We start from the raw sequence: 20,335 nt of genomic DNA on the forward strand, positions 1-20,335 counted from the left end.
AAATAAAAAACCCGGCCAAAAGGCCGGGCTCTTTATAAGTGAAGATGCCGGATTAGACCAGCTTCTCCAGCTCAGGGATGGCTTCGAACAGGTCCGCCACCAGGCCGTAGTCGGCCACTTGGAAGATTGGCGCTTCTTCGTCCTTGTTGATCGCAACGATCACCTTGGAGTCCTTCATGCCGGCCAAGTGTTGGATCGCGCCGGAGATACCGACGGCGATGTACAGCTGTGGTGCAACGATCTTGCCGGTCTGGCCGACCTGCATGTCGTTGGGAACGAAACCGGCGTCGACCGCTGCGCGGGATGCGCCAACGGCAGCGCCCAGCTTGTCAGCCAAGGCGTACAAGTGCTTGAAGTTGTCACCGTTCTGCATGCCGCGGCCGCCGGAAACGACGATCTTGGCGGCGGTCAGCTCAGGACGATCGGACTTGGCCAGCTCTTCGTTGACGAAGCTGGAAATGCCCTTGTCGTGGGCAGCGCCCACGGCTTCAACGGCAGCCGAACCACCTTCGGCGGCAACCGGGTCGAAACCGGTGGCGCGAACGGTGATGACCTTGATCGCAGCGGTCGATTGCACGGTGGCGATGGCGTTGCCAGCGTAGATCGGACGCTTGAAGGTGTCGGCGCTTTCTACCGAAATGATTTCGGAGATCTGGTCGACGTCCAATGCAGCAGCTACGCGAGGCAGGATGTTCTTGCCGTTCGATGTCGCGGCCGCCAGGATGTGGCTGTAGCCACTGCCCAGCTCAGCTACCAATGGAGCAACGTTTTCCGGCAGTTGGTGCGCATAGGCAGCATTATCGGCGTTCAGGACTTTGCTCACGCCAGCGATCTTGGCGGCGGCTTCGGCAACGGCGCCAGCGCCCTGCCCGGCCACCAGGACGTGGACATCGCCACCGATTTTGGCGGCGGCAGCAACGGTGTTCAGCGTGGCCGGAGCCAGCGCCTTGTTATCGTGTTCGGCGATTACCAAGATAGTCATATCAGATTACCTTCGCTTCGTTTTTCAGTTTCTCGACCAGTTCAGCCACCGACTTGACCTTGATGCCGGCGCTGCGTGCAGCCGGCGCTTCGACTTTCAGGGTCTTGTTCGTGGAGGCGGTGGAAACGCCCAAAGCGTCAGGAGTCAGCACTTCAAGCGGCTTCTTCTTGGCTTTCATGATGTTTGGCAGGGACGCGTAACGCGGCTCGTTCAAACGCAGGTCGGTGGTGACGATGGCCGGCAGTTTCAGGGAAACTGTCTGCGCGCCGCCGTCGATTTCGCGAGTCACGGCAACGCTGTCGCCCGACACTTCGACTTTCGACGCGAAGGTGCCCTGGCCGTAGCCGCTCAACGCAGCGAGCATCTGGCCGGTCTGGTTGTTGTCGCTGTCGATGGCCTGCTTGCCGAGGATCACCAGCTGTGGCTGTTCCTTGTCAACTACGGCTTTCAACAGCTTGGCAACGGCCAGGGAAGTCAGGTCTTCGGCGGATTCGACGAGGATGGCGCGATCGGCACCCAGCGCGAGCGCGGTGCGCAGTTGTTCCTGGGCGGTGGTCGGGCCGATGGAAACGACGACGATCTCAGTCGCCACGCCTTTTTCTTTCAGGCGTACGGCTTCTTCTACGGCGATTTCGCAGAAAGGGTTCATCGACATCTTGACGTTGGCGAGGTCGACGCCGGAGTTGTCCGCCTTGACGCGAACCTTGACGTTATAGTCGACCACTCGTTTGACAGCTACAAGAACCTTCATGGATTCCTCGTTACTCTCCGGTGAAAAGAAAGTCGCCTGGGCGAACCTGGCGGTTGATGATCATGGGCGCAAGGGCACCTCTAAAAACGCCGGCATGAACCACACATGACCTTTGCTCACGGGAGTGAAGACCATTCGTCAGTGATGACCGATGAGTCATTCATTATCGCGGCGTGTAAACTGCGCGTCCGAACCGCGCAACTCGTCACTTTGTGCTGCCTTCGCCCTGTCTTTAGAGGTGCTCTTGGAACCAACAGTCAGCCTACGGCGAGCGCAAAACCGCCCGTATCTTGACCGGAACGTCTATTCCGGTCAATACGGCAAAATGGTCAGTCATAAGCCGTACGTCAGTGATTTATCTGGGCTGCGGCAATTTCAAACAAACGTTTGTATTGGACCCTGAGAGTGGTGTAGATATAATGCGCCGCTTAAGAGAGAAGCGCGGGTCATCCATTGTCGCTTTCGTCGCTTCGCGAAGGAAACAACGGATGCAACGCCAAACCTCCAATTAGAAAAAACTGTTGAGCCTTGAGTAGGAGATAGCCTGTGGAACGCGAATACATGGAATTCGACGTGGTCATCGTCGGTGCCGGCCCCGCTGGCCTGTCTGCCGCTTGCCGACTGAAACAGAAGGCCGCCGAAGCCGGTAAGGAAATCAGCGTCTGCGTGGTCGAAAAAGGCTCCGAAGTCGGCGCGCACATCCTCTCCGGCGCGGTGTTCGAACCGCGCGCCCTGAACGAACTGTTTCCGGATTGGAAAGAGCTCGGCGCTCCGTTGAACACGCCGGTCAAGCGCGATGACATTTATGTCCTGAGAAACGCCGAGACCGCGAGCAAAATCCCTGACTTCTTTGTGCCCAAGACCATGCACAACGAAGGCAACTATATTATTTCCCTTGGCAATCTTTGCCGTTGGCTGGCCCAGCAGGCCGAGAACCTGGGCGTGGAAATCTACCCGGGCTTCGCCGCCCAGGAAGCGTTGTTCGACGAAAACGGCGTCGTCCGCGGGATCATCACCGGCGACCTTGGCGTCGACCGCGAAGGCAATCCGAAAGAAGGCCTCTACACCCCTGGAATGGAGTTGCGCGGCAAGTACACGCTGTTCGCCGAAGGCTGCCGTGGCCACATTGGCAAGCAATTGATCAAGCGCTTCAACCTGGACAGCGAAGCCGACACCCAGCACTACGGCATCGGCCTGAAGGAAATCTGGGAAATCGACCCGGCCAAGCATCAACCAGGCTTGGTGGTGCACACCGCCGGCTGGCCGCTGGACATCATGGGCACCGAAAATACCGGCGGCTCTTTCCTTTATCACCTGGAAAACAACCAAGTGGTCGTCGGCTTGATCGTCGACCTGTCCTACAGCAACACCTTCCTGTCACCATTCGACGAGTTCCAGCGCCTCAAGCATCACCCTGTGCTCAAGCAGTATCTGGAAGGCGGCAAGCGCGTCAGTTACGGCGCTCGCGCCATCGCCAAGGGCGGCCTGAACTCGCTGCCCAAGATGGTCTTCAAGGGCGGCGCGCTGATCGGTTGCGACCTCGGCACCCTGAACTTCGCCAAGATCAAGGGCAGTCACACCGCGATGAAATCCGGCATGCTCGCTGCCGAAGCCGTGGCTGATCGCCTGTTCGCCGAGTCCGAAGGCGGCGATGAACTGACGGCCTATGTCGACAGTTTCAAGAACAGCTGGCTGTATGAAGAGCTGTTCGCCAGCCGCAACTTCGGCGCGGCGATCCACAAGTACGGTGCGATCATCGGCGGCGGTTTCAACTGGCTCGACCAGAACATTTTCGGCGGCAAGATTCCATTCACGCTGCGCGACACCAAGCCAGATTATGCTTGCCTGAAACCTGCGGCCGAATGCAAGAAGATCGACTACCCGAAGCCGGACGGCAAGATCAGCTTCGACAAGCTCAGCTCGGTGTTCATCTCCGGTACCAACCATGAAGAAGAGCAGCCTTGCCACCTGAAGCTGACCGACCCGAGCATCCCGATCAGCAAGAACCTGCCGCTGTACGACGAACCGGCCCAGCGCTACTGCCCGGCCGGCGTTTATGAAGTGGTCACCAAGGAGGATGGCGAGAAGCGCTTCCAGATCAACGCCCAGAACTGCGTTCACTGCAAGACCTGCGACATCAAGGACCCTGCACAGAACATCACCTGGGTCACGCCGGAAGGCGCCGGCGGACCGACTTACCCGAACATGTAAGCCGGAACGCTGAACATCGAGGCTCCCGCAATGGGGGCCTTTTTGTTGCCCGCGATTCCGGGAAGCACACCGAACCAAAGTGGGAGCGAGCCTGCTCGCGAAGTGGTGTCTCAGTCGACATGTGTGTTGAATGATAAACCGCTTTCGCGAGCAGGCTCGCTTCCACAGGGTTCCCTGCACAATTCAGGCGGCGCGTTCGTCCCCTGGGTTGCGCTCGAAGTAACGCTTGTACTCCCGGCTGAATTGCGACGGGCTCTGATACCCCACCTGGTGCGCGACCTGGGCCACGCTCATGCCCTCGCAGAGCAGCAGCCGCTGGGCCTTGAGTAGGCGCAATCGCTTGAGGTACTGCACCGGCGATAGCAACGTGCTGCGCTTGAAATGCTCGTGAAAGGTCGAAGCACTCATGTTCGCGCGACTGGCCAGGATCTCGACGTTCAACGGCTCGGTGAAGTGCGCATGCAAATGGCCCAGGGCAGCGGCAATCCGGGCGAACTGGCCCTGTTGCTCCACCAACGCCCGCAGCACATCGGCCTGGGGTCCGCGCAACGCGACGAACAGCAGCTCCCGCAGCCGCGCCTGGCCCATGACCTGGCATTCCAACGGGTCGTGCAAGCAGCGCAACAAGCGCTCGACACACCCACGCATGGCGTCATCGAGCACTGCGCAAGTCATGGACTCCGGCGTCTGAGGCGGCAGATTCCGCCCCGGCATCAACCCCATGGCCAGCACCAGGTCGCCCAGCATCGCCCGATCGATCGCAACGGAAACTCCATACAGCGGAGCATTGGGCATGGCGTAGGTTTCGCATTCGAACGGCACCGGCAGGGCCTGGATCAGATAATGCCCCGCGCCATATTCCATTGTGCGGGGCCCCAGGTACGCCAGTTTGCTGCCCTGGGCAATGATCACCAGGCTCGGTTCGTAGAGCTGCGGGCCACGAGCGACGTCCTGGCTGGCGCGAAGCGCGTGCACCCCTGGCAGTCGCGTAGGAACAAAACCGTCGTGGGTCGCCAAAGGTTCTATCAGCGAAACCAGCGTGGCGTTGGCATCGAGATGACGGGTCAGCAGCATGAGCGAAAACTTCACGAAGAAAGGGATGAAAACATCATCGCAGGTCTGGCGCCACATGGAATCGAATCCTGGCCAACGCCGTAGGATTAGGCATGACAGGCGTAGGAATCGCCATCGCCACCGGCCGCCCTGCCTCCCAGAATGAACCCCTCACCGTTCAATGATAGCGAGGTCCATCATGTACACAGCCATCGGCTATGCCGCCCAATCGGCCACCACGCCCCTCGCCCCCATGAAGTTCGAGCGCCGCAGCCCGCGCGCGGACGATGTGGCGATCGAAATTCTCTACTGCGGCGTCTGCCACTCCGACATCCATCAGGCCCGGAATGAATGGGGCATCGCCGTCTATCCGCTGATGCCCGGCCACGAAATCATCGGCAAAGTCACCGCCGTGGGGGCGAATGTCACCCATCACAAGGTCGGCGACCTGGTAGGCGTAGGCTGCATGGTCGACTCCTGCCGCGAATGCGAAGCTTGCCGTGCCGATCTGGAACAATACTGCCTGGAAGGCATGACCCAGACCTACGCCAGCCCGGACCACGTGAGCGGCGGCCACACCATGGGTGGCTATTCCGACAGCATCGTGGTCAGCCAGCATTTTGTACTGCGCGTCCCCCAGACACTCGACCCGGCCAGCGCCGCGCCGCTGCTCTGCGCAGGCATCACCACCTACTCTCCCCTCAAGCATTATGGCGTGAAGGCCGGAGACAAGGTCGGCGTGCTGGGGATGGGTGGCCTGGGCCACATGGGCATCAAGTTCGCCAAGGCCATGGGCGCGGAAGTGACGTTGTTCACCCGCTCGGCGAGCAAGGCAGAAGAAGCCCGTCGCCAAGGCGCGGACCATGTGATCGTGTCCACCGACGCCGAACAGATGGCGGCCGCCGCCGGACGTTTCAACTTCCTGCTGGACACCATTCCGGTGCAGCACGACCTCAATCCCTACCTCGATACGCTGCATTTCAACGGCGTGCACATCATCGTCGGCCTGGTCGAGCCGGTCGACCCACCCGTACACGCGGCAAAGCTGATCCTGGGTCGCCGAGTGTTGGCCGGCTCGCTGATTGGCGGCATCGCCGAAACCCAGGAAATGCTGGATTTCTGCGCAAAACACAACATCAGCTGCGACATTGAAATGCTCGACATCCGCCAGATCAACGAGGCCTACAGCCGCATGATCGCCGGGGATGTGAAGTACCGCTTCGTTATCGACATGGCGACGCTCAAGGCCTGACGCTCGTCAAACCTTGGCACCCAGTTCCGCCGACAGCCGGGCTGTGACCCCTTTGACCAGGGGAATCAGCTCGGCCATCTTTTCCAAAGGCATGTACGGCACCGTGCTGGCGATGCTGATACCGGCGACGATGCGCTTGCCGGCGTCACGGATCGGCGCCGCCACACAGCGGATCGACGGTTCGTTGTCCTCCAGGTCGAAGGCATAGCCCCCCGCCACATACTCCACCATCCGTTGCTGGAACTGTTCCCAGGATTGCTCCTGGTGCTGGGGCCAGAATTGATTCTTCCCACCCGCCGGCAGGCTGATTTCGTACAGCCGCTTCCATTGTTCCTGGGCATCATCGAGCATCAGCGCCTTGCCGATCCCTGTCCGCGCCAACGGCATGCGATGGCCCACGCGCGAACGCATTTCCGGCCCGTTACGCCCCGGATTTTTCAGCAGATACAAGACTTCGTCGCCCTCGCGAATCGCCAGGTGAACGGTGTCCCCGGTGAGCGCCGACAACTCGTCCAGGTACGGCCCCGCCAGGCTCACCAGTGGCAACTCTTCCCGAGCCTGGAAACCCAGCTCGATCAACTTCGGCCCCAGCAGGTAACCCACTTGCGGCACCACGCGCAGGTAACGTTCGTCCACCAGGCAACTGGCCAGGCGGTGGGTGGTGCTGCGGGTGGTGCCGATCAGCCGGGCGATTTCCTTCAAGTCGCGAGCACCGCTGGCGACCGCCTGGACCACGCCCAGGCCGCGCAGCAAGGTCTGCGTGCCAGTAGGAGCGGCATCCTTGATGATTTTTGGATCGTCTTGCTGCATATCCGGCCTTCAACAGTGCGGGGAACGGGCGGCATTATGGTCGCCCGCCCCGTCGGACTACAACTCGATGCGCTCGACCTTCCCGACCAGCAGGATGTAGGACAGCGCCCCGGCCAATGCCAATACGGCGATATAGGTAATGGCCGGGGCAAACGAATCACCGCTAGCAAGGAAGCCGATGACAATCGGCGTGGCGATGGCCGCCAGATTACCGATGAGATTGAATACCCCGCCGGTCAAACCGAGCAACCGCGCCGGTGCCAAGGTGGAAACCAGTGACCACGTGATCGACGCCAGGCCATTGCCGAAAAACGCCAGGGCCAGGAAGGCGATCACCAGGGGCGTCGACTCCACGAAGTTGGCGCCGATGATCGAGGTGGAAATCAGCAGCCCGCCAATGATCGGCAGCTTGCGCGCAAAACCCACCGTGGCGCCTCGGCGGATCAGCCAGTCCGAGAAGAAGCCGGAACACAGCACGCCGACGAATGCCGCAAGGAACGGCAACGACGCCAGCAAGCCGGACTTGATGAAGTCCATGCCGCGATACTTCACCAGGTAGGTCGGGAACCACGTCAGGAAAAACCACAGCGTGGAGTTGAGGCAGAACTGCCCCAGGTAGATACCCCATAACTTGCGTTGGGTCAGGACGATGCCCAGGTCGCTCCAGCTGAATTTGGCCTTGGCCTTGGCGGTATCGGCCTGGATGTCCACCAGCCCTCCACCCTCACGGATCAACTCGATTTCCGCGGCATTGGCGCCCTTGAAATCCCGAGGCTCGCGATATACCGCATACCAGATCACCGCCCAGAGAATGCCCACCGCGCCCGTGGCGACAAACACCATGTGCCAACCAAACGCGTGTTGCAGCCACGCCAGCACCGGAGTCAAAAATGCGAGCCCAACGAACTGCCCGGAGGTATAGAAACCAATGGCCGTGGCCCGCTCGCGCTCGGGAAACCAGGTGGTGACCACGCGGCTGTTGATCGGATAAGCCGGCGCTTCCAGGGCACCGACGGCCATGCGCAGCACGAACAGCGCGATGAAACTGGCGGCAAAACCGAGCATCACCGTGGCCGCCGACCACAGCAACAACGCCACGCTATACAGGATGCGCGGCGGCACCCGGTCCACCAGCCAGCCGCCGGGGATCTGCATGGCGGCGTAAGTCCAGCCGAACGCCGAGAAAATCAGCCCGACGTGGATCGGGTCGATGCCCAGGTCGCTGGTCAATGCGGGGGCCGCGATCGAGAGATTGCTGCGGTCCAGGTAGTTGATCACCACCGTGATGAACAGCAACACCATGATGAAAAAACGCTTGCGGCTGGGCGTCACCGACGACGCCTGCGCGCTCAGGGTGTGCGCTTGCATGTGAGGTGCCTCTTTTTATGTTTATTGAGGAAACGGGCGCATCGAAGAAGATCTCCCTGCTTGCGAAGATCAAATTGTGGGAGCGAGCTTGCTCCCACAGGGTCAGGCGTGACTCACCATTCGGCAAAACTGCCATCGGCATGGCGCCAGATCGGGTTGCGCCAGCGATGGCCAATGGCCGCGCGCTCGATGACGTATTCCTCATTGATTTCGATACCCAGGCCAGGACCGTTCGGAATTTTCACGAAGCCTTGGTCATAGTCGAACACTCGCGGGTCCTTGATGTAGTCCAGCAAGTCATTGCTTTCGTTGTAATGGATGCCCAGGCTCTGCTCCTGGATAAACGCGTTGTAGCAAGCCGCGTCCAGTTGCAGGCACGCCGCCAGGGCGATTGGACCCAACGGGCAATGCAGTGCCAGCGCCACATCGTAGGCCTCGGCCATGTTGGCGATCTTGCGGGTTTCGGTGATGCCGCCGGCGTGGGACGCATCCGGCTGGATGATGTCCACATAGCCTTCGCTGAGCACCCGCTTGAAATCCCATCGCGAGAACAACCGCTCGCCCAGGGCAATCGGGGTACTGGTCAGCGGCGCCAGTTCCTTGAGGGCTTCGTAGTTTTCGCTGAGCACCGGTTCTTCAATGAACATCAGCTTGAAGGGGTCGAGCTCCTTCATCAGAACCTTGGCCATTGGCTTGTGCACACGGCCGTGGAAATCCACGCCAATGCCGACGTTCGGCCCGACCGCGTCGCGCACCGCTGCCACGTTGGCCAGGGCCAGGTCGACTTTTTCGAAGGTATCGAGGAACTGCAGTTCTTCGGTGCCGTTCATCTTCACCGCCGTGAAGCCGCGTCCCACCGCCTCTTTCGCCGCTCGGGCGGTGTCCGCCGGCCGGTCGCCGCCGATCCATGAATAGACACGAATCTTGTCCCGAACCTGGCCGCCCAACAGATCGCTGACCGACACACCCAGGGCCTTGCCCTTGATGTCCCACAACGCTTGGTCGATACCGGCCAGGGCGCTCATGTGGACGGCCCCGCCGCGGTAGAAGCCACCGCGATAGAGCACGGTCCAGATGTCTTCGATGTTGCGTGGGTCTTTGCCGATCAGGTAGTCGGACAATTCTTCAACCGCAGCCGCCACTGTGTGGGCACGGCCTTCGACCACGGGTTCGCCCCAACCGGTCACGCCCTCATCGGTCTCGACCTTGAGGAAGCACCAGCGCGGCGGAACGATAAACGTGGTCAGCTTGGTGATTTTCATCTTGTTGTCTCTCTTGTCAGATGCAGCGCTCGGAGCGCTGGAAAAGTCTTCAGTTCAAGGCATTCCATGCGGCCACATAGGCCTTGGCGCGCACCGCCACTTGATCCGCTGTCAGGCCCGGCTTGAACAACCCGGAACCCAGGCCGAAACCCTTGACGCCGGCTTCGACGAACACCGCCATGTTGTCCGGCGTAATCCCGCCCACCGGCACCAGCACGGTCCCGGCCGGTAAAACCGCGAGCCAGGCCTTGACCACCGCCGGGCCCATTTGCTCGGCGGGGAACATCTTCAGCACATGAGCGCCCTCGGCCAGCGCGGCGAAAGCTTCGGTCGGCGTGGCGACGCCGGGCGACAGGTACAGCCCCGCCGCTTTTGCCGCCCGCAAGACCTTCGGGTCACTGTGAGGCATGACGATCACCTGGCCACCGGCCGCCTTGACCTGCTCCACCTGCTCCGGGGTCAGCACAGTACCCGCGCCGATCAGGCAATCGGCGGGCAAGGTACTGCGCAGGATGCGGATACTTTCGTACGGTTCGGGGGAATTGAGCGGCACTTCGATGACTCGAAATCCCTCGCTATACAGGACTTCGCCGATAGATGCCGCCTCCTCGGGGCGCAGGCCGCGAAGAATCGCGATCAGCCCGTTGTGCGCCAATGCTTGTTTGAGCATGTCAGGTCTCCAGTCAGGTTTAACGCGACGCGGTGGGTCCGAGCAGCCCGGCCGCCAAGGCCAGTTGCCACAAACCGCGTTCGGTGGCCTGTTCGGCCAGGATCACGCGGGCGAAACCGCAGGCGTCGAGGGCCCGCTGGTAACGGGCGCAGAGTTGAGAATTACCAATCAGCACGACCGTCGGCAGGTGAACGCTGTTGCGCCGTTGACGTTGCACGGCGGCCAGGGCCGTCAACTCATGGCCGATCAGCACACCCGACAGGTAATCGGCCTGGGCGCTCGCGCCGAGCTCGCCGGTCAGGCCCAGGCTGCGGGCGCTGAACACGGTGGACAGCGGGCCAATCTGCCCATCCGACGACAGCGCCACCTGCACGCCGCGATCGAAAGCCACGCCATCGAACGCCGCGCCGCGCTGCTGGGTGCGGCCGAGAATGCTGTGGTCGCTGAGCACGGCGAAGATCTCGCCGGTCATGAAGGTGTCGAAATGGACGATGCAGCCTTCAGCCGCCTCCACCCATTTCGAATGGCTGCCCGGCAAGCCGATCAGCACCGCTTCGTTGGGCAAGCCAGGCAACGCACCGAGCACCTGGGTTTCTTCGCCGCGCATCACATTGGGCAGTCGGGAGCGTTGGATTACCCCTGGCACGATGTGAACATCAACACCGCGAAGGCTCCGGATAATTTGTAGGGAATGTCCGAGATTGGCGACGTTTGCCGGCGTGTCGCAGTAAGGCGCTTCCCGCCAACCTTGGGCGCTGCCCACCATGCCGCAGGCAATGACGGGCAAGCCTGGCTGCGCATCGAGCCAATCGCCGCAGGCTTCATCGAAGGCCAGCTCAAAACCGTCGATGCAGACCTGGCCCGCTATCGTCCGCGGCCCGGACGGCAACTGCATGATCCCCGACGACAGCGAACGCTGCTCGAGCACCTCGCCTCCCGCGGCTAGTTTGTAAGCCCGTAATGAGGTCGTTCCCCAATCGAGCGCGATCAATTGCGCCTGCATCCGCTTCACCTGTTTTGTTTATTGGGCAGTGAGTGACGCGGACTATAAACCCGGACGCAGGAAAATCTCAATATATAAATATCTCTCCCACATATTGGGATATCAATTCTATCGTGAAGGCATCGCCATCCACCCAAGACCCTGCTACGTTTCTGACCGGACGCCAAACAACTCAGGGAAAAAGTGATGGGACAATTGTTGAAGATCCTCGGCCGCACTTCCTCGATTAACGTCAGAAAGGTCTTGTGGACTTGCCAGGAACTGGAAATCTCCTACGAGCGCGAAGACTGGGGCATCGGCTTCGCGTCGACCCATGACCCGGCGTTCCTGGCATTGAATCCCAACGCCCAGGTGCCGGTGATTGTCGACGAGAGCGGCGTGCTCTGGGAGTCGAACACCATTTGCCGCTATCTGGTGGGCAAGCACGGGCGCAGCGACCTGCTGCCTGTCGAGCCTGCCGCACGGGCGCGTGTAGAGCAGTGGATGGATTGGCAAGCCACCGAGCTCAATCCGTCGTGGGGCGATGCGTTTTATGGACTGGTGCGCAAGCACCCGGATTTCCAGGACCCACAACTCATCGCCGCCGGCGTCAAAGGCTGGAATAAGAAGATGGGCTTGCTGGAACAACAGCTGGACCACACCGGCGCCTACGTAGCCGGTGCAGACTTTTCCCTTGCAGACGTACTCATTGGCCTATCCGTACACCGCTGGCGGCAGACGCCCATGGAACGTCCGGACTATCCAGCCGTAGCCGCTTATTGCACGCGACTCCAACAGCGACCCGGGTTTACCCAGTGGGCGTCCGACGCGTACTCATGAACGTCAGTTGCCGTTAGCGAAGTCCCGGAGCACCTTGCCATCCATCCGGTAGCGCACCCACTCTTCCTGCGGTTGCGCGCCGAGGGATTTGTAGAAGTCGATGGCCGGGGTGTTCCAGTCCAGCACGCTCCACTCGAAGCGACCACAATCGTTGTCGCAGGCGATCTTCGCCAGATGTCGCAATAAGGTTTTGCCCGCCCCGCCACCGCGCTGTTCAGGCGTGATGTACAAGTCCTCCAAGTACAGGCAATTACTGCCCAACCAAGTGGAATAGCTGAAGAAAAACACCGCAAAACCGATCGGCACGCCATCGCGCAGGCAGATCAAGCCGTGGGCGGTGGCGCCTTCGCTGAACAGGCTGCGCTCGATGTCGGCCACGCTGGCGATGACTTCGTGGCGAGCTTTTTCGTAATCGGCCAGCTCAGTAATGAAAACAAGGATTTGCGGCGCATCGCTGGGCTGCGCGGGACGGATTTCGATGGACATGAACAGGCCTTGTCGCCAATTGAAAGCATCATACTAAGCCGCTCTGCGGCGCTCGTCACATCTTCTAAATAACACCCCCAATAGCGCCGTTCGTCGCCCCTGCGGCACCAACCCCTCTCCAGCGCGGCCAAAAATCTGGCAAGCATTTCAAAAAATGGAGGCGACACCATGATCTATTCAAGGCTGACTGCACTCACATTCGCCACGCTGCTGTCTTCGGCGGCTTTCGCGGCCACGACCAGTGGCACCGGACCGACCGACCCGGTTCAGGCACCCAACTCGCCGGCCACCCAAGGTTTGCCCAAACTGAACACCGATGGCACGGGCGGCACCTTGAACAATGGCCAGCCGCCTGCCACAGGCACCGATCCGCGGGTCCAAGGCAACGACACGGGCCGCCAAGGCGGGATGAACACACCTGACTCCACTGCGCCCGACAATGCCGATACTGGCGTGGGTTCGAAAACCACAACCGGAGGTTCAGGCTCTGAAGGTGGTGGGGCCTCCAGTCAATAACTTCTACCCAGCCATTGAGGAGGACCGTTCCCATGCCTCGTGGAAGCAAAGACAAGTACACCGATGAGCAGAAGCGCAAGGCCGAGCACATCGAAGACAGCTATGAGCAAAAAGGTGTGTCGGAAGGCGAGGCCGAGGCTCGGGCCTGGGCCACGGTGAACAAGCAATCGGGAGGCGGCGAACGCTCTGGTGGATCCGGCAAGAAGAAGCCCGCCGAAGCCAAGCAATCCGATCGCAAGGAGTCGGCCCGGCGCGCCGCCAAGAGCCGCGAAGGGCAGCCGCGCACCAGCAAAGCCTCCCATGAGGCCCAGACCGTGGACAGCTTGATGAAAGAAGCCCGGGCAAAAAATATTCCCGGACGCTCGAAGATGCGCAAGCAGGAACTGGTCGAGGCGTTGCGCAAGGCGGGGTAGAGCGAAAACTGTGGGAGCGGGCCTGCTCGCGAATGCGGTGGGTCAGCTAAGGAAGTGTCGGATGTGCCGACGCCTTCGCGAGCAGGCTCGCTCCCACAGGTTTTTGTGCCTGGCTCAGGACTTCGGAACAGTGCAGAGCCAGTGTGGGAGCGAGCCTGCTCCGGGCGGCGATCCGACGATGGCGGCAGGTCAGCCTCCAATAATCTTCAACGCTGTTTCAACCTGTCAATCACCACCGCCAGCAGCAGGATCGAGCCGCGGATGACGTACTGGTAGAACGTATCGATGTTCTTCAGGTTCATCGCGTTCTCGATGATCGCCAGGATCAGCACGCCGGCGATGACATGGCGAATCATGCCGATGCCGCCGCTCAACGAAACGCCACCCAGAACACAAGCAGAGATCACGGTCAGTTCGAAACCCTGGCCGATCATCGGCTGGCCCGAGGTCATGCGCGACGCCAGGATGACGCCTGCCAGCGCACCAATCACACCGTGCACGGCGAAGATGATGATCTTGGTGCGATCAACGTTAACGCCTGCCAGCAATGCCGCTTCCTGGTTGCCGCCGATGGCCATGGTGTTGCGCCCATAAGTGGTGTAGTTCAGCAGCCAGCCGAAGAACAGAAAGCAGGCAATGGTGATCAGGATCGGCACCGGCACACCGAACATCTGGCCGTTACCAAAGACGAAAAACGATTCTTCCGACACCCCCACCGCCTTGCCGTTGGCAAAGATGTAGGCCAGGCCGCGTACGATCTGCATGGTCGCCAGCGTGGTAATCAGCGCATTGACCCGCAGTTTCGCGATGACGATGCCGTTGATCAGGCCGACAATCAGCCCCATCACCAACGCCGCGCTCACGCCGAGAAATACGCTATTGGTGTCACGCATCACGACGGCCGCGACGACGCCGGCGCAGGCAATCACCGAACCCACCGACAGGTCGAAATGCCCGGACGCCAGGCAATACAGCATGGTGCATGCCGCGATGCCGGTGGTGGAAATCGCCAGGCCCAGGCCGCGCATGTTCAGCGGCGACAGGAAGTTGTCGATCATCAGGGTGCAGAGCACGAAGATGGCGATGGCCGCCAGCAGCATGACCCAGTCGTCGAGGAAGCGGCGCAGGTCCAGGGGTTTGCGCGCCGTTGGCAGTGCATTGTTTTGGATGGTCATGATTTACCTCTCAGTTCGCCGCGTCGGCAACGCGTTGGCGCGGCAGCGCCAGTTGCAGCAGGTTGGATTCGTCGGCCTGGTCACGCGGCAACTCGCCGCGCATGGCCCCTTCGCACAGCACCAGGATCCGGTCGGAAATGCCCATCACTTCCATCAAGTCACTGGACACCACAATCACCGCGATGCCATCGGCCGCCAGGTTGTGGATAATCTGGTAGATCTCGGCCTTGGCGCCGATGTCGATGCCTCGCGTCGGCTCGTCAAGCAGCAGGACTTTCATCGGCATGGAAAGCCAGCGTCCCAGGATTGCTTTCTGCTGGTTACCGCCGGACAAGTACATGATTTTCTGGCTCGCCGCCGGGGTCTTCACTTTGAGCGACTTGATCTGCTTGTCGGCATTGCCCCGCTCCCACTCGCCACGCAACAGGCAGCCGAGCGCGGAATGAGCCGGACGGGCGCTGATGTTGATGTTCTCGGCCACGCTGCCCAACGGAATGATGCCCTCCTTCTTGCGATCTTCCGGACAGAGCAGCACACCAGCGGCGATGGCATCCCGGGGGGAACGCAGTTTCAATTCCTTGCCGTGCAGGACCAGGCTGCCCTCGCTCTGACGTTCCAGGCCACTGAGCAAACGCAGCAGCTCGGTACGACCGGCGCCGACCAGCCCGAACAAGCCGAGGATTTCGCCCTTGTGTACATGGAAACTCACCGGTTCGCGCAAGCCCGGCCCGAGCAGGCCTTTCACCTGCAACGCCACGTCGCCGCGCTCCCTGGGGCGGTAGTCATAAATGTCTTGGATATCGCGACCGACCATGCACGTGACCAACTGATCGTGGGTCAGCTCGCTCATGTTCTCGAAGGTGCGGACATAACGACCGTCCTTGAAGACCGTCACCGCGTCACAGATGCGGAACACCTCCTCCATGCGGTGGCTGACGTACAGCACCACTTTGCCCTCGTCCCGAAGGCGGGCAATGATCGTCATCAAACGGTCGATTTCCCGGGCCGACAGGCTGCTGGTCGGTTCGTCGAAGGCAATGACGTGGGCGCCACGGGACAAGGCCTTGGCGATTTCCACCAACTGGCGCTGGCCAAGGGACAGACGACCGACTTTTTCCTGCGGGTCGATTTCGTCCGCCAGCCCTTTGAGCAATGTCAACGCCTGCTGACGCAGTACGCCGCGATTGACGAGGCCGAAACGCGCCGGCAAATGACCGAGGAACAAGTTCTCCGCGACGGTCATTTCCGGCACCAGGTGTAATTCCTGGTGAATCACCGCCACACCGCTGGCGATGCTGTCGGCGGTGCCTTTGAAGGCCATCGTCTGCTCGCCGATTTGCAAGTCGCCGCTGCTCGGGATGTAGGCGCCCCCGAGGATTTTCAGCAACGTGGACTTGCCCGCGCCGTTCTCGCCCATCAAGGCATGCACCTGCCCCGGATGAGCAACGAAACTGATATTGGCCAGCGCCTGCACGCCAGGAAAGGACTTGCCGATCCCGTTGAATCGCAAGCTGCCGCCGATGTTGTGTTGCCATGTCGCTGTTTGCGCTTGCATAACCACCTCGAACTCACAGAGATCAAGCGACCCTGCCACTCATGTGGCCAGGGCCGCTTTTGAATCAACCGGCCGTCAGTTCCACAGGCCGATCTTTTCCAGCTCTTGCTTGAAGTTCTCCCGGGTGATCAGCGTCACCTCGTCCATGGCGGTGTACTTCGGCGGTTCCTTGCCGGTGGTGATCCACTCGTACATCATTTCGGCGGTCTTGTAGCCTTCGATGTGCGGGCTTGGCAACATCGAACCGAAGAAGCCGCTGTCCGGTTTCTTCAACTCGCCGATGGCGTCGGTGCCGTTGATGCCGATGCCGATCACGTTGGCCGCCTTGAAGCCGGCTGCTTCGGTGGCGCGCACGCCGCCCAGCACGGTGTTGTCGTTCATACCGCCGATGATCAGGTTTTTCGCAGCGCTTGGCAGCTTCACCAGCGCCGAGTTGGTGGAGTCCATGCTGCCGGGGACGTCGAGGGTCTTGAGCGCCGCAAACAGAATGTGGTCTTCCGGCATCCCGGCTTTCTTCAAGGCATCGACCGAACCGTCGGTGCGCTTCTTGCCGGTGTCCAGTTCGTTGAAGGTGTTGATCACCGCGTAGGTGTCTTTCCAGTCCCAGTTACGCTTTTTCGCCTCGGCGGCCATCGCGGCGCCCTGCTTCTGGCCCACCTCGAAGGCCGCCATGCCCAGGTATGGCACGTCCTCCATGAACTTGCCTTTGGCGTCGACGAAACGGTCGTCGACGGCGATCACCTTGAGATCGTTAAGCTTGGCCTTGGCCATGATGGCTGGGCCGAGAGACACGTCCGGCGGGCAGATCACGAAGCCCTTGGCACCGTTGGCGGCAAGGCTGTCGATGGCCGAAAGGGTTTTTTCGCCATCGGGCACGGCGATTTTGATCAACTCGAAGCCTTTGTCCTTGCTCGCCTTCTCGGCGAAAGCCCACTCGGTCTGGAACCAGGGCTCCTCCGCCTGCTTGACCAGAAAACCGATTTTTACCGGATCCGCTGCCAGCAGGCTGCTGCTAAGGCTGACCGCGGTCACCGCCAGGGCGGCACGACACAGGGAACGGATCCCACGACGATATTTCATAGCTGACTCCTTGTTTTTTTTATTGAAAGCCAAACGTCCAGGGATCTGCTCCACATGGGTGGAATTGCGCAGGCTGGCCGGTCAAATCGTGTTACTGCACAAGCATAGGTGTAAATAGTCATATCGTATGATGATTGGATTACAGGCGAAGTTTCCCTCCGCAATCCAAGAATGTTCAGTCGTGGTACATGACCGAACGCCCACCATCGATGGTGATGCATGAGGCATTGATGAACGGTGCTTCGTCACTGGCCAGGAATACGGCCGTCATTGCCACTTCGATCGGCTGCCCGATGCGCCGTGGCGGGTGCAGGTCCAGCGCGCGCTGGCGTTCGGCCTGGGGATCGGCAAAGCCGTTCCAGTAGTCGACGTTCAGTTGAGTCTCGATGTAGCCCGGCGCAATGGCATTCACCCGCACGCCCTTGGGTGCGTACTCGATGCCCAGGGCACGGGTCAGGCCCAGCAGGCCATGTTTGGCTACGGGGTATGGGAAACAACCGGGAATAATGTGGGACGAATGGGTCGACGCGATGTTGATGATGCTGCCCACGCCCTGTTCGATCATCTGCGGCAACACCGCCTTGCAACCGTACCAAGCACCATCCAGGTCGATGGCGAAGCAACGGCGCCAGTCCTCTTCGGTCATTTCCAGCGGATCGCGGAACACGTTGACGCCTGCGCAGTTCACCAGCACGTCGATGCGACCATGCAACTCGACCGCCCGGCGGGCCATGACGTGCAAATCCTGTTGGTTCGAGACATCAACCTTCAGCGCTTGGACATCCGCACCCTGTCGACGCCAATGGGCGGCGACGGTTTCGACCTTTTCCCCCTGGATGTCGCTGATGACCAGCCGGGCCTGTTGCGAAGCGAACGCGGCGACAATGGCTTCGCCGATGCCCTGGGCAGCGCCGGTCAACAGCACGACCTTGTCTTTCAGGCGTTCGCCCTTCACGGGCTCAGGCACCGGCGGCAAGCAAAGCGCTTCAGCCATGGACGGGGCCTCCAGTGCAAACACACGACAAAAACCGGACACCCAACGATGGCCGGTTCAAAAGCTGTGGGCTCAACACTGATTCGCGAACACCGCCGAGGCGTTCCGGGAAAAAACGATGCATCACTTCACCTGTTTTGTTTTTTTAAGTGTGAGTGCGTATTGCTGATGGAGCCGACTATAAACCCGACCGCCGAATAATCTCAATATATATATTTACATCCCATATTTTGGGATTTACCCCGCGAACCGTGTACAAGCCACGCCCGGCACATCGACGCGCATCGATAGCACCGCCCCGTCCAATGGGTGATTGAGGGGACTTTGCGCACTGGTGATATACAAAGTCCGTAGGTCTTCACCACCGAATACACAACTGGTAGGGCGACTGACCGGCAATTCGATCACCTGATCGACGTGACCCTTCGGATGCAACCGCAGCAGGCAACTGCCGTCCCAACGGGCGTTCCAGATATAGCCCCGCGCATCCATCGCCGAACCATCCGGCCCGCCACGGGAATGGGGTCCGAACCAGACTTCGGCGGGCGCGAGTTTTCCATCGGGGTAAATGAAGTGCCGATAAAGGGTCCCGTCCAGGCTCTCGCCGAAATAGACGGTCGTGCCATCAGGGCTCCACAACAATGTGTTGGGGATGCCCAAGCCACGCAACAGCGGCATCACGCGGCCATCGCCGCCGACACGAAACAGCCCACCGGAGCGCTGCTCGATGGGCAAGTCTTCGCCATCCTCCCCGATGTTGTTCTGCATGGTGCCCAGCCAGAGCTGGCCCAACGCATCGCAGCGGGCTTCGTTGGCGCGATTGCCCGGCTGGGGATCGGCCATGCACAGCAACTTCAGGCGCGGTTCCAGGCCTGGGGAGTCCAGGTCCAACCGGTAAACGCCACTGCTCAACGTCACCAAGGCATCGCCGCTCTGGGTCGGGATGAATGCAGAGACGTGCTCAGGCATCTGCCAGATCTGCACGTTCTTGCCAATCAGCCGCAACGCCTGCTTGCCGGCAATATCGACCCAATACAGCGCCTGGGTCGGCTCGTCCCAAAAAGGCCCCTCGCCCAGCTTCGCCCGATGCTCCGTCACAGCCGTCCACTTCATTTAAAACCTCCTGTTCCCGAGTTTCCCGGCGTTGTCTGTTCGACCGGCCATGACATTGGGGTAAAAACGCTTGATGGCCAGGTCTGCGTTATCGATCAGCGTCATGCAGGCCCAGACGCCTCGCGTCGCGTCCCGAGCGGCGATGGCTTCGGCGATGTCCTTGTGGATCGGCAGCGTGCGGCGCAGTTCGTCCGGGTCGGCGGCCGACACCTCGAACGAAACCGCCAACAACGCTCCGAGGGCTGGGACCATTTGTTCGATGAATTGATTGTGGCTGGCCGCGAGGATGCATTCGTGGAAGAACTGGTCGGCGCGGTTGTAATCCGCACCGCTGTCCACCGCCCGCTCAAGCGCATGATAGGCCAGGCGGATCGCCTGCACCTGGTCGGCCGTCGCCCGTTCACAGGCCCAGCGCACGGCCATCGGTTCGATGGTGCGGCGCAGGTCCAGCAGATCGTCGACAAAATTCTCCGGCAAGCCGCTGCGCGACAGCCAGCCCACCACTTGTGGATCAAAGAGGTTCCAGCGGCGCACCGGCAACACCCGCGTGCCGACCTTCGGCCCGACTTCCAGCATGCCTTTGGCCACCAAGGTTTTGATGGCTTCGCGAATCACCGTGCGGCTGACGCCCAGTTGCTCGCCCAGATCCGCCTCGACCTTGATGGTTTGCCCAGGCTTGACCTGGCCGGCGGCGATCCAGCCCCCCAGCCAATCGACGGTCGACGCGTGAAAACTGCTGGACATGAGCACCCCGTGGGCATTTCTTGTTAGGTGCCCACGCTAATCATCATACGATTGGGTGTCAATTTGAATTTTTGGGGC

General features: G+C 60.7%; 20 protein-coding genes. 5 read left to right on the top strand and 15 right to left on the bottom strand.

From position 1 onward, the window contains the following. Window positions 1-52: 52 nt before the first annotated feature. Together DOCECA_RS14535 and DOCECA_RS14540 are read right to left on the bottom strand one after the other, a co-directional pair. Window positions 53-982: an electron transfer flavoprotein subunit alpha/FixB family protein gene (locus DOCECA_RS14535; protein ID WP_420767210.1), complete on the bottom strand. Its 930-nt coding sequence runs from the start codon at window positions 980-982 to the stop codon at window positions 53-55. 1 nt (window position 983) lies between these two features. Continuing rightward, entirely contained in the window at window positions 984-1,733 is a 750-nt protein-coding gene (locus DOCECA_RS14540; RefSeq protein ID WP_007908338.1) for an electron transfer flavoprotein subunit beta/FixA family protein, read from the bottom strand. A gap of 546 nt (window positions 1,734-2,279) precedes the next feature. Between DOCECA_RS14540 and DOCECA_RS14545 the strand changes: the two genes are divergently transcribed. Further along, window positions 2,280-3,944 carry an electron transfer flavoprotein-ubiquinone oxidoreductase gene (locus DOCECA_RS14545; protein WP_434648533.1) on the top strand — a complete coding sequence of 555 codons (1,665 nt, stop codon included), beginning with the start codon at window positions 2,280-2,282 and terminating at the stop codon, window positions 3,942-3,944. Between the two features lie 183 nt (window positions 3,945-4,127). Here the strand turns inward: DOCECA_RS14545 and DOCECA_RS14550 are convergent, their stop codons facing one another. Next, window positions 4,128-5,018 (bottom strand): AraC family transcriptional regulator, encoded by an 891-nt coding sequence (locus tag DOCECA_RS14550; RefSeq protein ID WP_420767269.1) that lies wholly within the window; start codon window positions 5,016-5,018, stop codon window positions 4,128-4,130. Between the two features lie 178 nt (window positions 5,019-5,196). Between DOCECA_RS14550 and DOCECA_RS14555 the strand changes: the two genes are divergently transcribed. Continuing rightward, the gene (locus DOCECA_RS14555; RefSeq protein ID WP_434559984.1) at window positions 5,197-6,249 is read left to right on the top strand and encodes an NAD(P)-dependent alcohol dehydrogenase; all 1,053 of its coding nucleotides are present in this window, start codon (window positions 5,197-5,199) and stop codon (window positions 6,247-6,249) included. A gap of 6 nt (window positions 6,250-6,255) precedes the next feature. Here the strand turns inward: DOCECA_RS14555 and DOCECA_RS14560 are convergent, their stop codons facing one another. The 5 genes from DOCECA_RS14560 to DOCECA_RS14580 form a co-directional block, all read right to left on the bottom strand. Next, the gene (locus tag DOCECA_RS14560) at window positions 6,256-7,059 is read right to left on the bottom strand and encodes an IclR family transcriptional regulator (protein ID WP_420767207.1); all 804 of its coding nucleotides are present in this window, start codon (window positions 7,057-7,059) and stop codon (window positions 6,256-6,258) included. A 57-nt stretch (window positions 7,060-7,116) separates the two neighbouring features. Next, window positions 7,117-8,427 (bottom strand): MFS transporter, encoded by a 1,311-nt coding sequence (locus tag DOCECA_RS14565; RefSeq protein ID WP_420767206.1) that lies wholly within the window; start codon window positions 8,425-8,427, stop codon window positions 7,117-7,119. Between the two features lie 113 nt (window positions 8,428-8,540). Further along, window positions 8,541-9,689: a galactonate dehydratase gene (dgoD, locus tag DOCECA_RS14570; protein WP_420767205.1), complete on the bottom strand. Its 1,149-nt coding sequence runs from the start codon at window positions 9,687-9,689 to the stop codon at window positions 8,541-8,543. Between the two features lie 49 nt (window positions 9,690-9,738). Then, entirely contained in the window at window positions 9,739-10,359 is a 621-nt protein-coding gene (locus DOCECA_RS14575) for a 2-dehydro-3-deoxy-6-phosphogalactonate aldolase (protein ID WP_434607083.1), read from the bottom strand. 19 nt (window positions 10,360-10,378) lie between these two features. After that, entirely contained in the window at window positions 10,379-11,362 is a 984-nt protein-coding gene (locus DOCECA_RS14580; RefSeq protein ID WP_420767203.1) for a 2-dehydro-3-deoxygalactonokinase, read from the bottom strand. Between the two features lie 186 nt (window positions 11,363-11,548). Here DOCECA_RS14580 and DOCECA_RS14585 point away from each other — a divergent pair, with 186 nt between their 5' ends. Beyond that, the gene (locus DOCECA_RS14585; RefSeq protein WP_434648536.1) at window positions 11,549-12,181 is read left to right on the top strand and encodes a glutathione S-transferase family protein; all 633 of its coding nucleotides are present in this window, start codon (window positions 11,549-11,551) and stop codon (window positions 12,179-12,181) included. A gap of 3 nt (window positions 12,182-12,184) precedes the next feature. Here DOCECA_RS14585 and DOCECA_RS14590 read toward each other — a convergent pair whose 3' ends face one another. Further along, window positions 12,185-12,667, bottom strand: a complete 483-nt coding sequence (locus DOCECA_RS14590) for a GNAT family N-acetyltransferase (protein ID WP_445570729.1) — start codon at window positions 12,665-12,667, stop codon at window positions 12,185-12,187. Between the two features lie 168 nt (window positions 12,668-12,835). Between DOCECA_RS14590 and DOCECA_RS14595 the strand changes: the two genes are divergently transcribed. Together DOCECA_RS14595 and DOCECA_RS14600 are read left to right on the top strand one after the other, a co-directional pair. After that, window positions 12,836-13,183, top strand: a complete 348-nt coding sequence (locus tag DOCECA_RS14595; RefSeq protein WP_434559994.1) for a hypothetical protein — start codon at window positions 12,836-12,838, stop codon at window positions 13,181-13,183. Window positions 13,184-13,215: 32 nt separating this feature from the next. After that, the gene (locus DOCECA_RS14600) at window positions 13,216-13,596 is read left to right on the top strand and encodes a Rho termination factor N-terminal domain-containing protein (RefSeq protein WP_434559996.1); all 381 of its coding nucleotides are present in this window, start codon (window positions 13,216-13,218) and stop codon (window positions 13,594-13,596) included. 206 nt (window positions 13,597-13,802) lie between these two features. Here DOCECA_RS14600 and araH read toward each other — a convergent pair whose 3' ends face one another. The 6 genes from araH to DOCECA_RS14630 form a co-directional block, all read right to left on the bottom strand. After that, entirely contained in the window at window positions 13,803-14,771 is a 969-nt protein-coding gene (araH, locus tag DOCECA_RS14605) for an L-arabinose ABC transporter permease AraH (RefSeq protein ID WP_445570730.1), read from the bottom strand. Window positions 14,772-14,781: 10 nt separating this feature from the next. Then, window positions 14,782-16,326, bottom strand: coding sequence for an L-arabinose ABC transporter ATP-binding protein AraG (gene araG, locus DOCECA_RS14610; RefSeq protein WP_434648538.1), 1,545 nt, complete (start codon window positions 16,324-16,326; stop codon window positions 14,782-14,784). Window positions 16,327-16,401: 75 nt separating this feature from the next. Next, window positions 16,402-17,406, bottom strand: a complete 1,005-nt coding sequence (locus DOCECA_RS14615; protein WP_420767197.1) for a substrate-binding domain-containing protein — start codon at window positions 17,404-17,406, stop codon at window positions 16,402-16,404. Window positions 17,407-17,581: 175 nt separating this feature from the next. After that, complete coding sequence (locus tag DOCECA_RS14620) at window positions 17,582-18,400, bottom strand: SDR family oxidoreductase (RefSeq protein ID WP_434648541.1); 819 nt, start codon at window positions 18,398-18,400, stop codon at window positions 17,582-17,584. 237 nt (window positions 18,401-18,637) lie between these two features. Continuing rightward, a complete protein-coding gene (locus tag DOCECA_RS14625; protein ID WP_445570731.1) occupies window positions 18,638-19,513 on the bottom strand; it encodes an SMP-30/gluconolactonase/LRE family protein in 876 nt (291 codons plus the stop codon). Continuing rightward, window positions 19,514-20,257: a FadR/GntR family transcriptional regulator gene (locus tag DOCECA_RS14630; protein ID WP_434560002.1), complete on the bottom strand. Its 744-nt coding sequence runs from the start codon at window positions 20,255-20,257 to the stop codon at window positions 19,514-19,516. Between the last annotated feature and the right edge of the window lie 78 nt (window positions 20,258-20,335).

The sequence above is a fragment of the Pseudomonas sp. E102 genome (assembly GCF_052660185.1).

What these genes read in the sequence shown, in the direction of transcription:
- DOCECA_RS14535 (WP_420767210.1), bottom strand. Translation starts at nt 982, where the DNA reads ATGACTATCTTGGTAATCGCCGAACACGATAACAAGGCGCTGGCTCCG.
- DOCECA_RS14540 (WP_007908338.1), bottom strand. Translation starts at nt 1,733, where the DNA reads ATGAAGGTTCTTGTAGCTGTCAAACGAGTGGTCGACTATAACGTCAAG.
- DOCECA_RS14550 (WP_420767269.1), bottom strand. Translation starts at nt 5,018, where the DNA reads ATGCTGCTGACCCGTCATCTCGATGCCAACGCCACGCTGGTTTCGCTG.
- DOCECA_RS14555 (WP_434559984.1), top strand. Translation starts at nt 5,197, where the DNA reads ATGTACACAGCCATCGGCTATGCCGCCCAATCGGCCACCACGCCCCTC.
- DOCECA_RS14560 (WP_420767207.1), bottom strand. Translation starts at nt 7,059, where the DNA reads ATGCAGCAAGACGATCCAAAAATCATCAAGGATGCCGCTCCTACTGGC.
- DOCECA_RS14565 (WP_420767206.1), bottom strand. Translation starts at nt 8,427, where the DNA reads ATGCAAGCGCACACCCTGAGCGCGCAGGCGTCGTCGGTGACGCCCAGC.
- dgoD (WP_420767205.1), bottom strand. Translation starts at nt 9,689, where the DNA reads ATGAAAATCACCAAGCTGACCACGTTTATCGTTCCGCCGCGCTGGTGC.
- DOCECA_RS14575 (WP_434607083.1), bottom strand. Translation starts at nt 10,359, where the DNA reads ATGCTCAAACAAGCATTGGCGCACAACGGGCTGATCGCGATTCTTCGC.
- DOCECA_RS14580 (WP_420767203.1), bottom strand. Translation starts at nt 11,362, where the DNA reads ATGCAGGCGCAATTGATCGCGCTCGATTGGGGAACGACCTCATTACGG.
- DOCECA_RS14585 (WP_434648536.1), top strand. Translation starts at nt 11,549, where the DNA reads ATGGGACAATTGTTGAAGATCCTCGGCCGCACTTCCTCGATTAACGTC.
- DOCECA_RS14590 (WP_445570729.1), bottom strand. Translation starts at nt 12,667, where the DNA reads ATGTCCATCGAAATCCGTCCCGCGCAGCCCAGCGATGCGCCGCAAATC.
- DOCECA_RS14595 (WP_434559994.1), top strand. Translation starts at nt 12,836, where the DNA reads ATGATCTATTCAAGGCTGACTGCACTCACATTCGCCACGCTGCTGTCT.
- DOCECA_RS14600 (WP_434559996.1), top strand. Translation starts at nt 13,216, where the DNA reads ATGCCTCGTGGAAGCAAAGACAAGTACACCGATGAGCAGAAGCGCAAG.
- araH (WP_445570730.1), bottom strand. Translation starts at nt 14,771, where the DNA reads ATGACCATCCAAAACAATGCACTGCCAACGGCGCGCAAACCCCTGGAC.
- araG (WP_434648538.1), bottom strand. Translation starts at nt 16,326, where the DNA reads ATGCAAGCGCAAACAGCGACATGGCAACACAACATCGGCGGCAGCTTG.
- DOCECA_RS14615 (WP_420767197.1), bottom strand. Translation starts at nt 17,406, where the DNA reads ATGAAATATCGTCGTGGGATCCGTTCCCTGTGTCGTGCCGCCCTGGCG.
- DOCECA_RS14620 (WP_434648541.1), bottom strand. Translation starts at nt 18,400, where the DNA reads ATGGCTGAAGCGCTTTGCTTGCCGCCGGTGCCTGAGCCCGTGAAGGGC.
- DOCECA_RS14625 (WP_445570731.1), bottom strand. Translation starts at nt 19,513, where the DNA reads ATGAAGTGGACGGCTGTGACGGAGCATCGGGCGAAGCTGGGCGAGGGG.
- DOCECA_RS14630 (WP_434560002.1), bottom strand. Translation starts at nt 20,257, where the DNA reads ATGTCCAGCAGTTTTCACGCGTCGACCGTCGATTGGCTGGGGGGCTGG.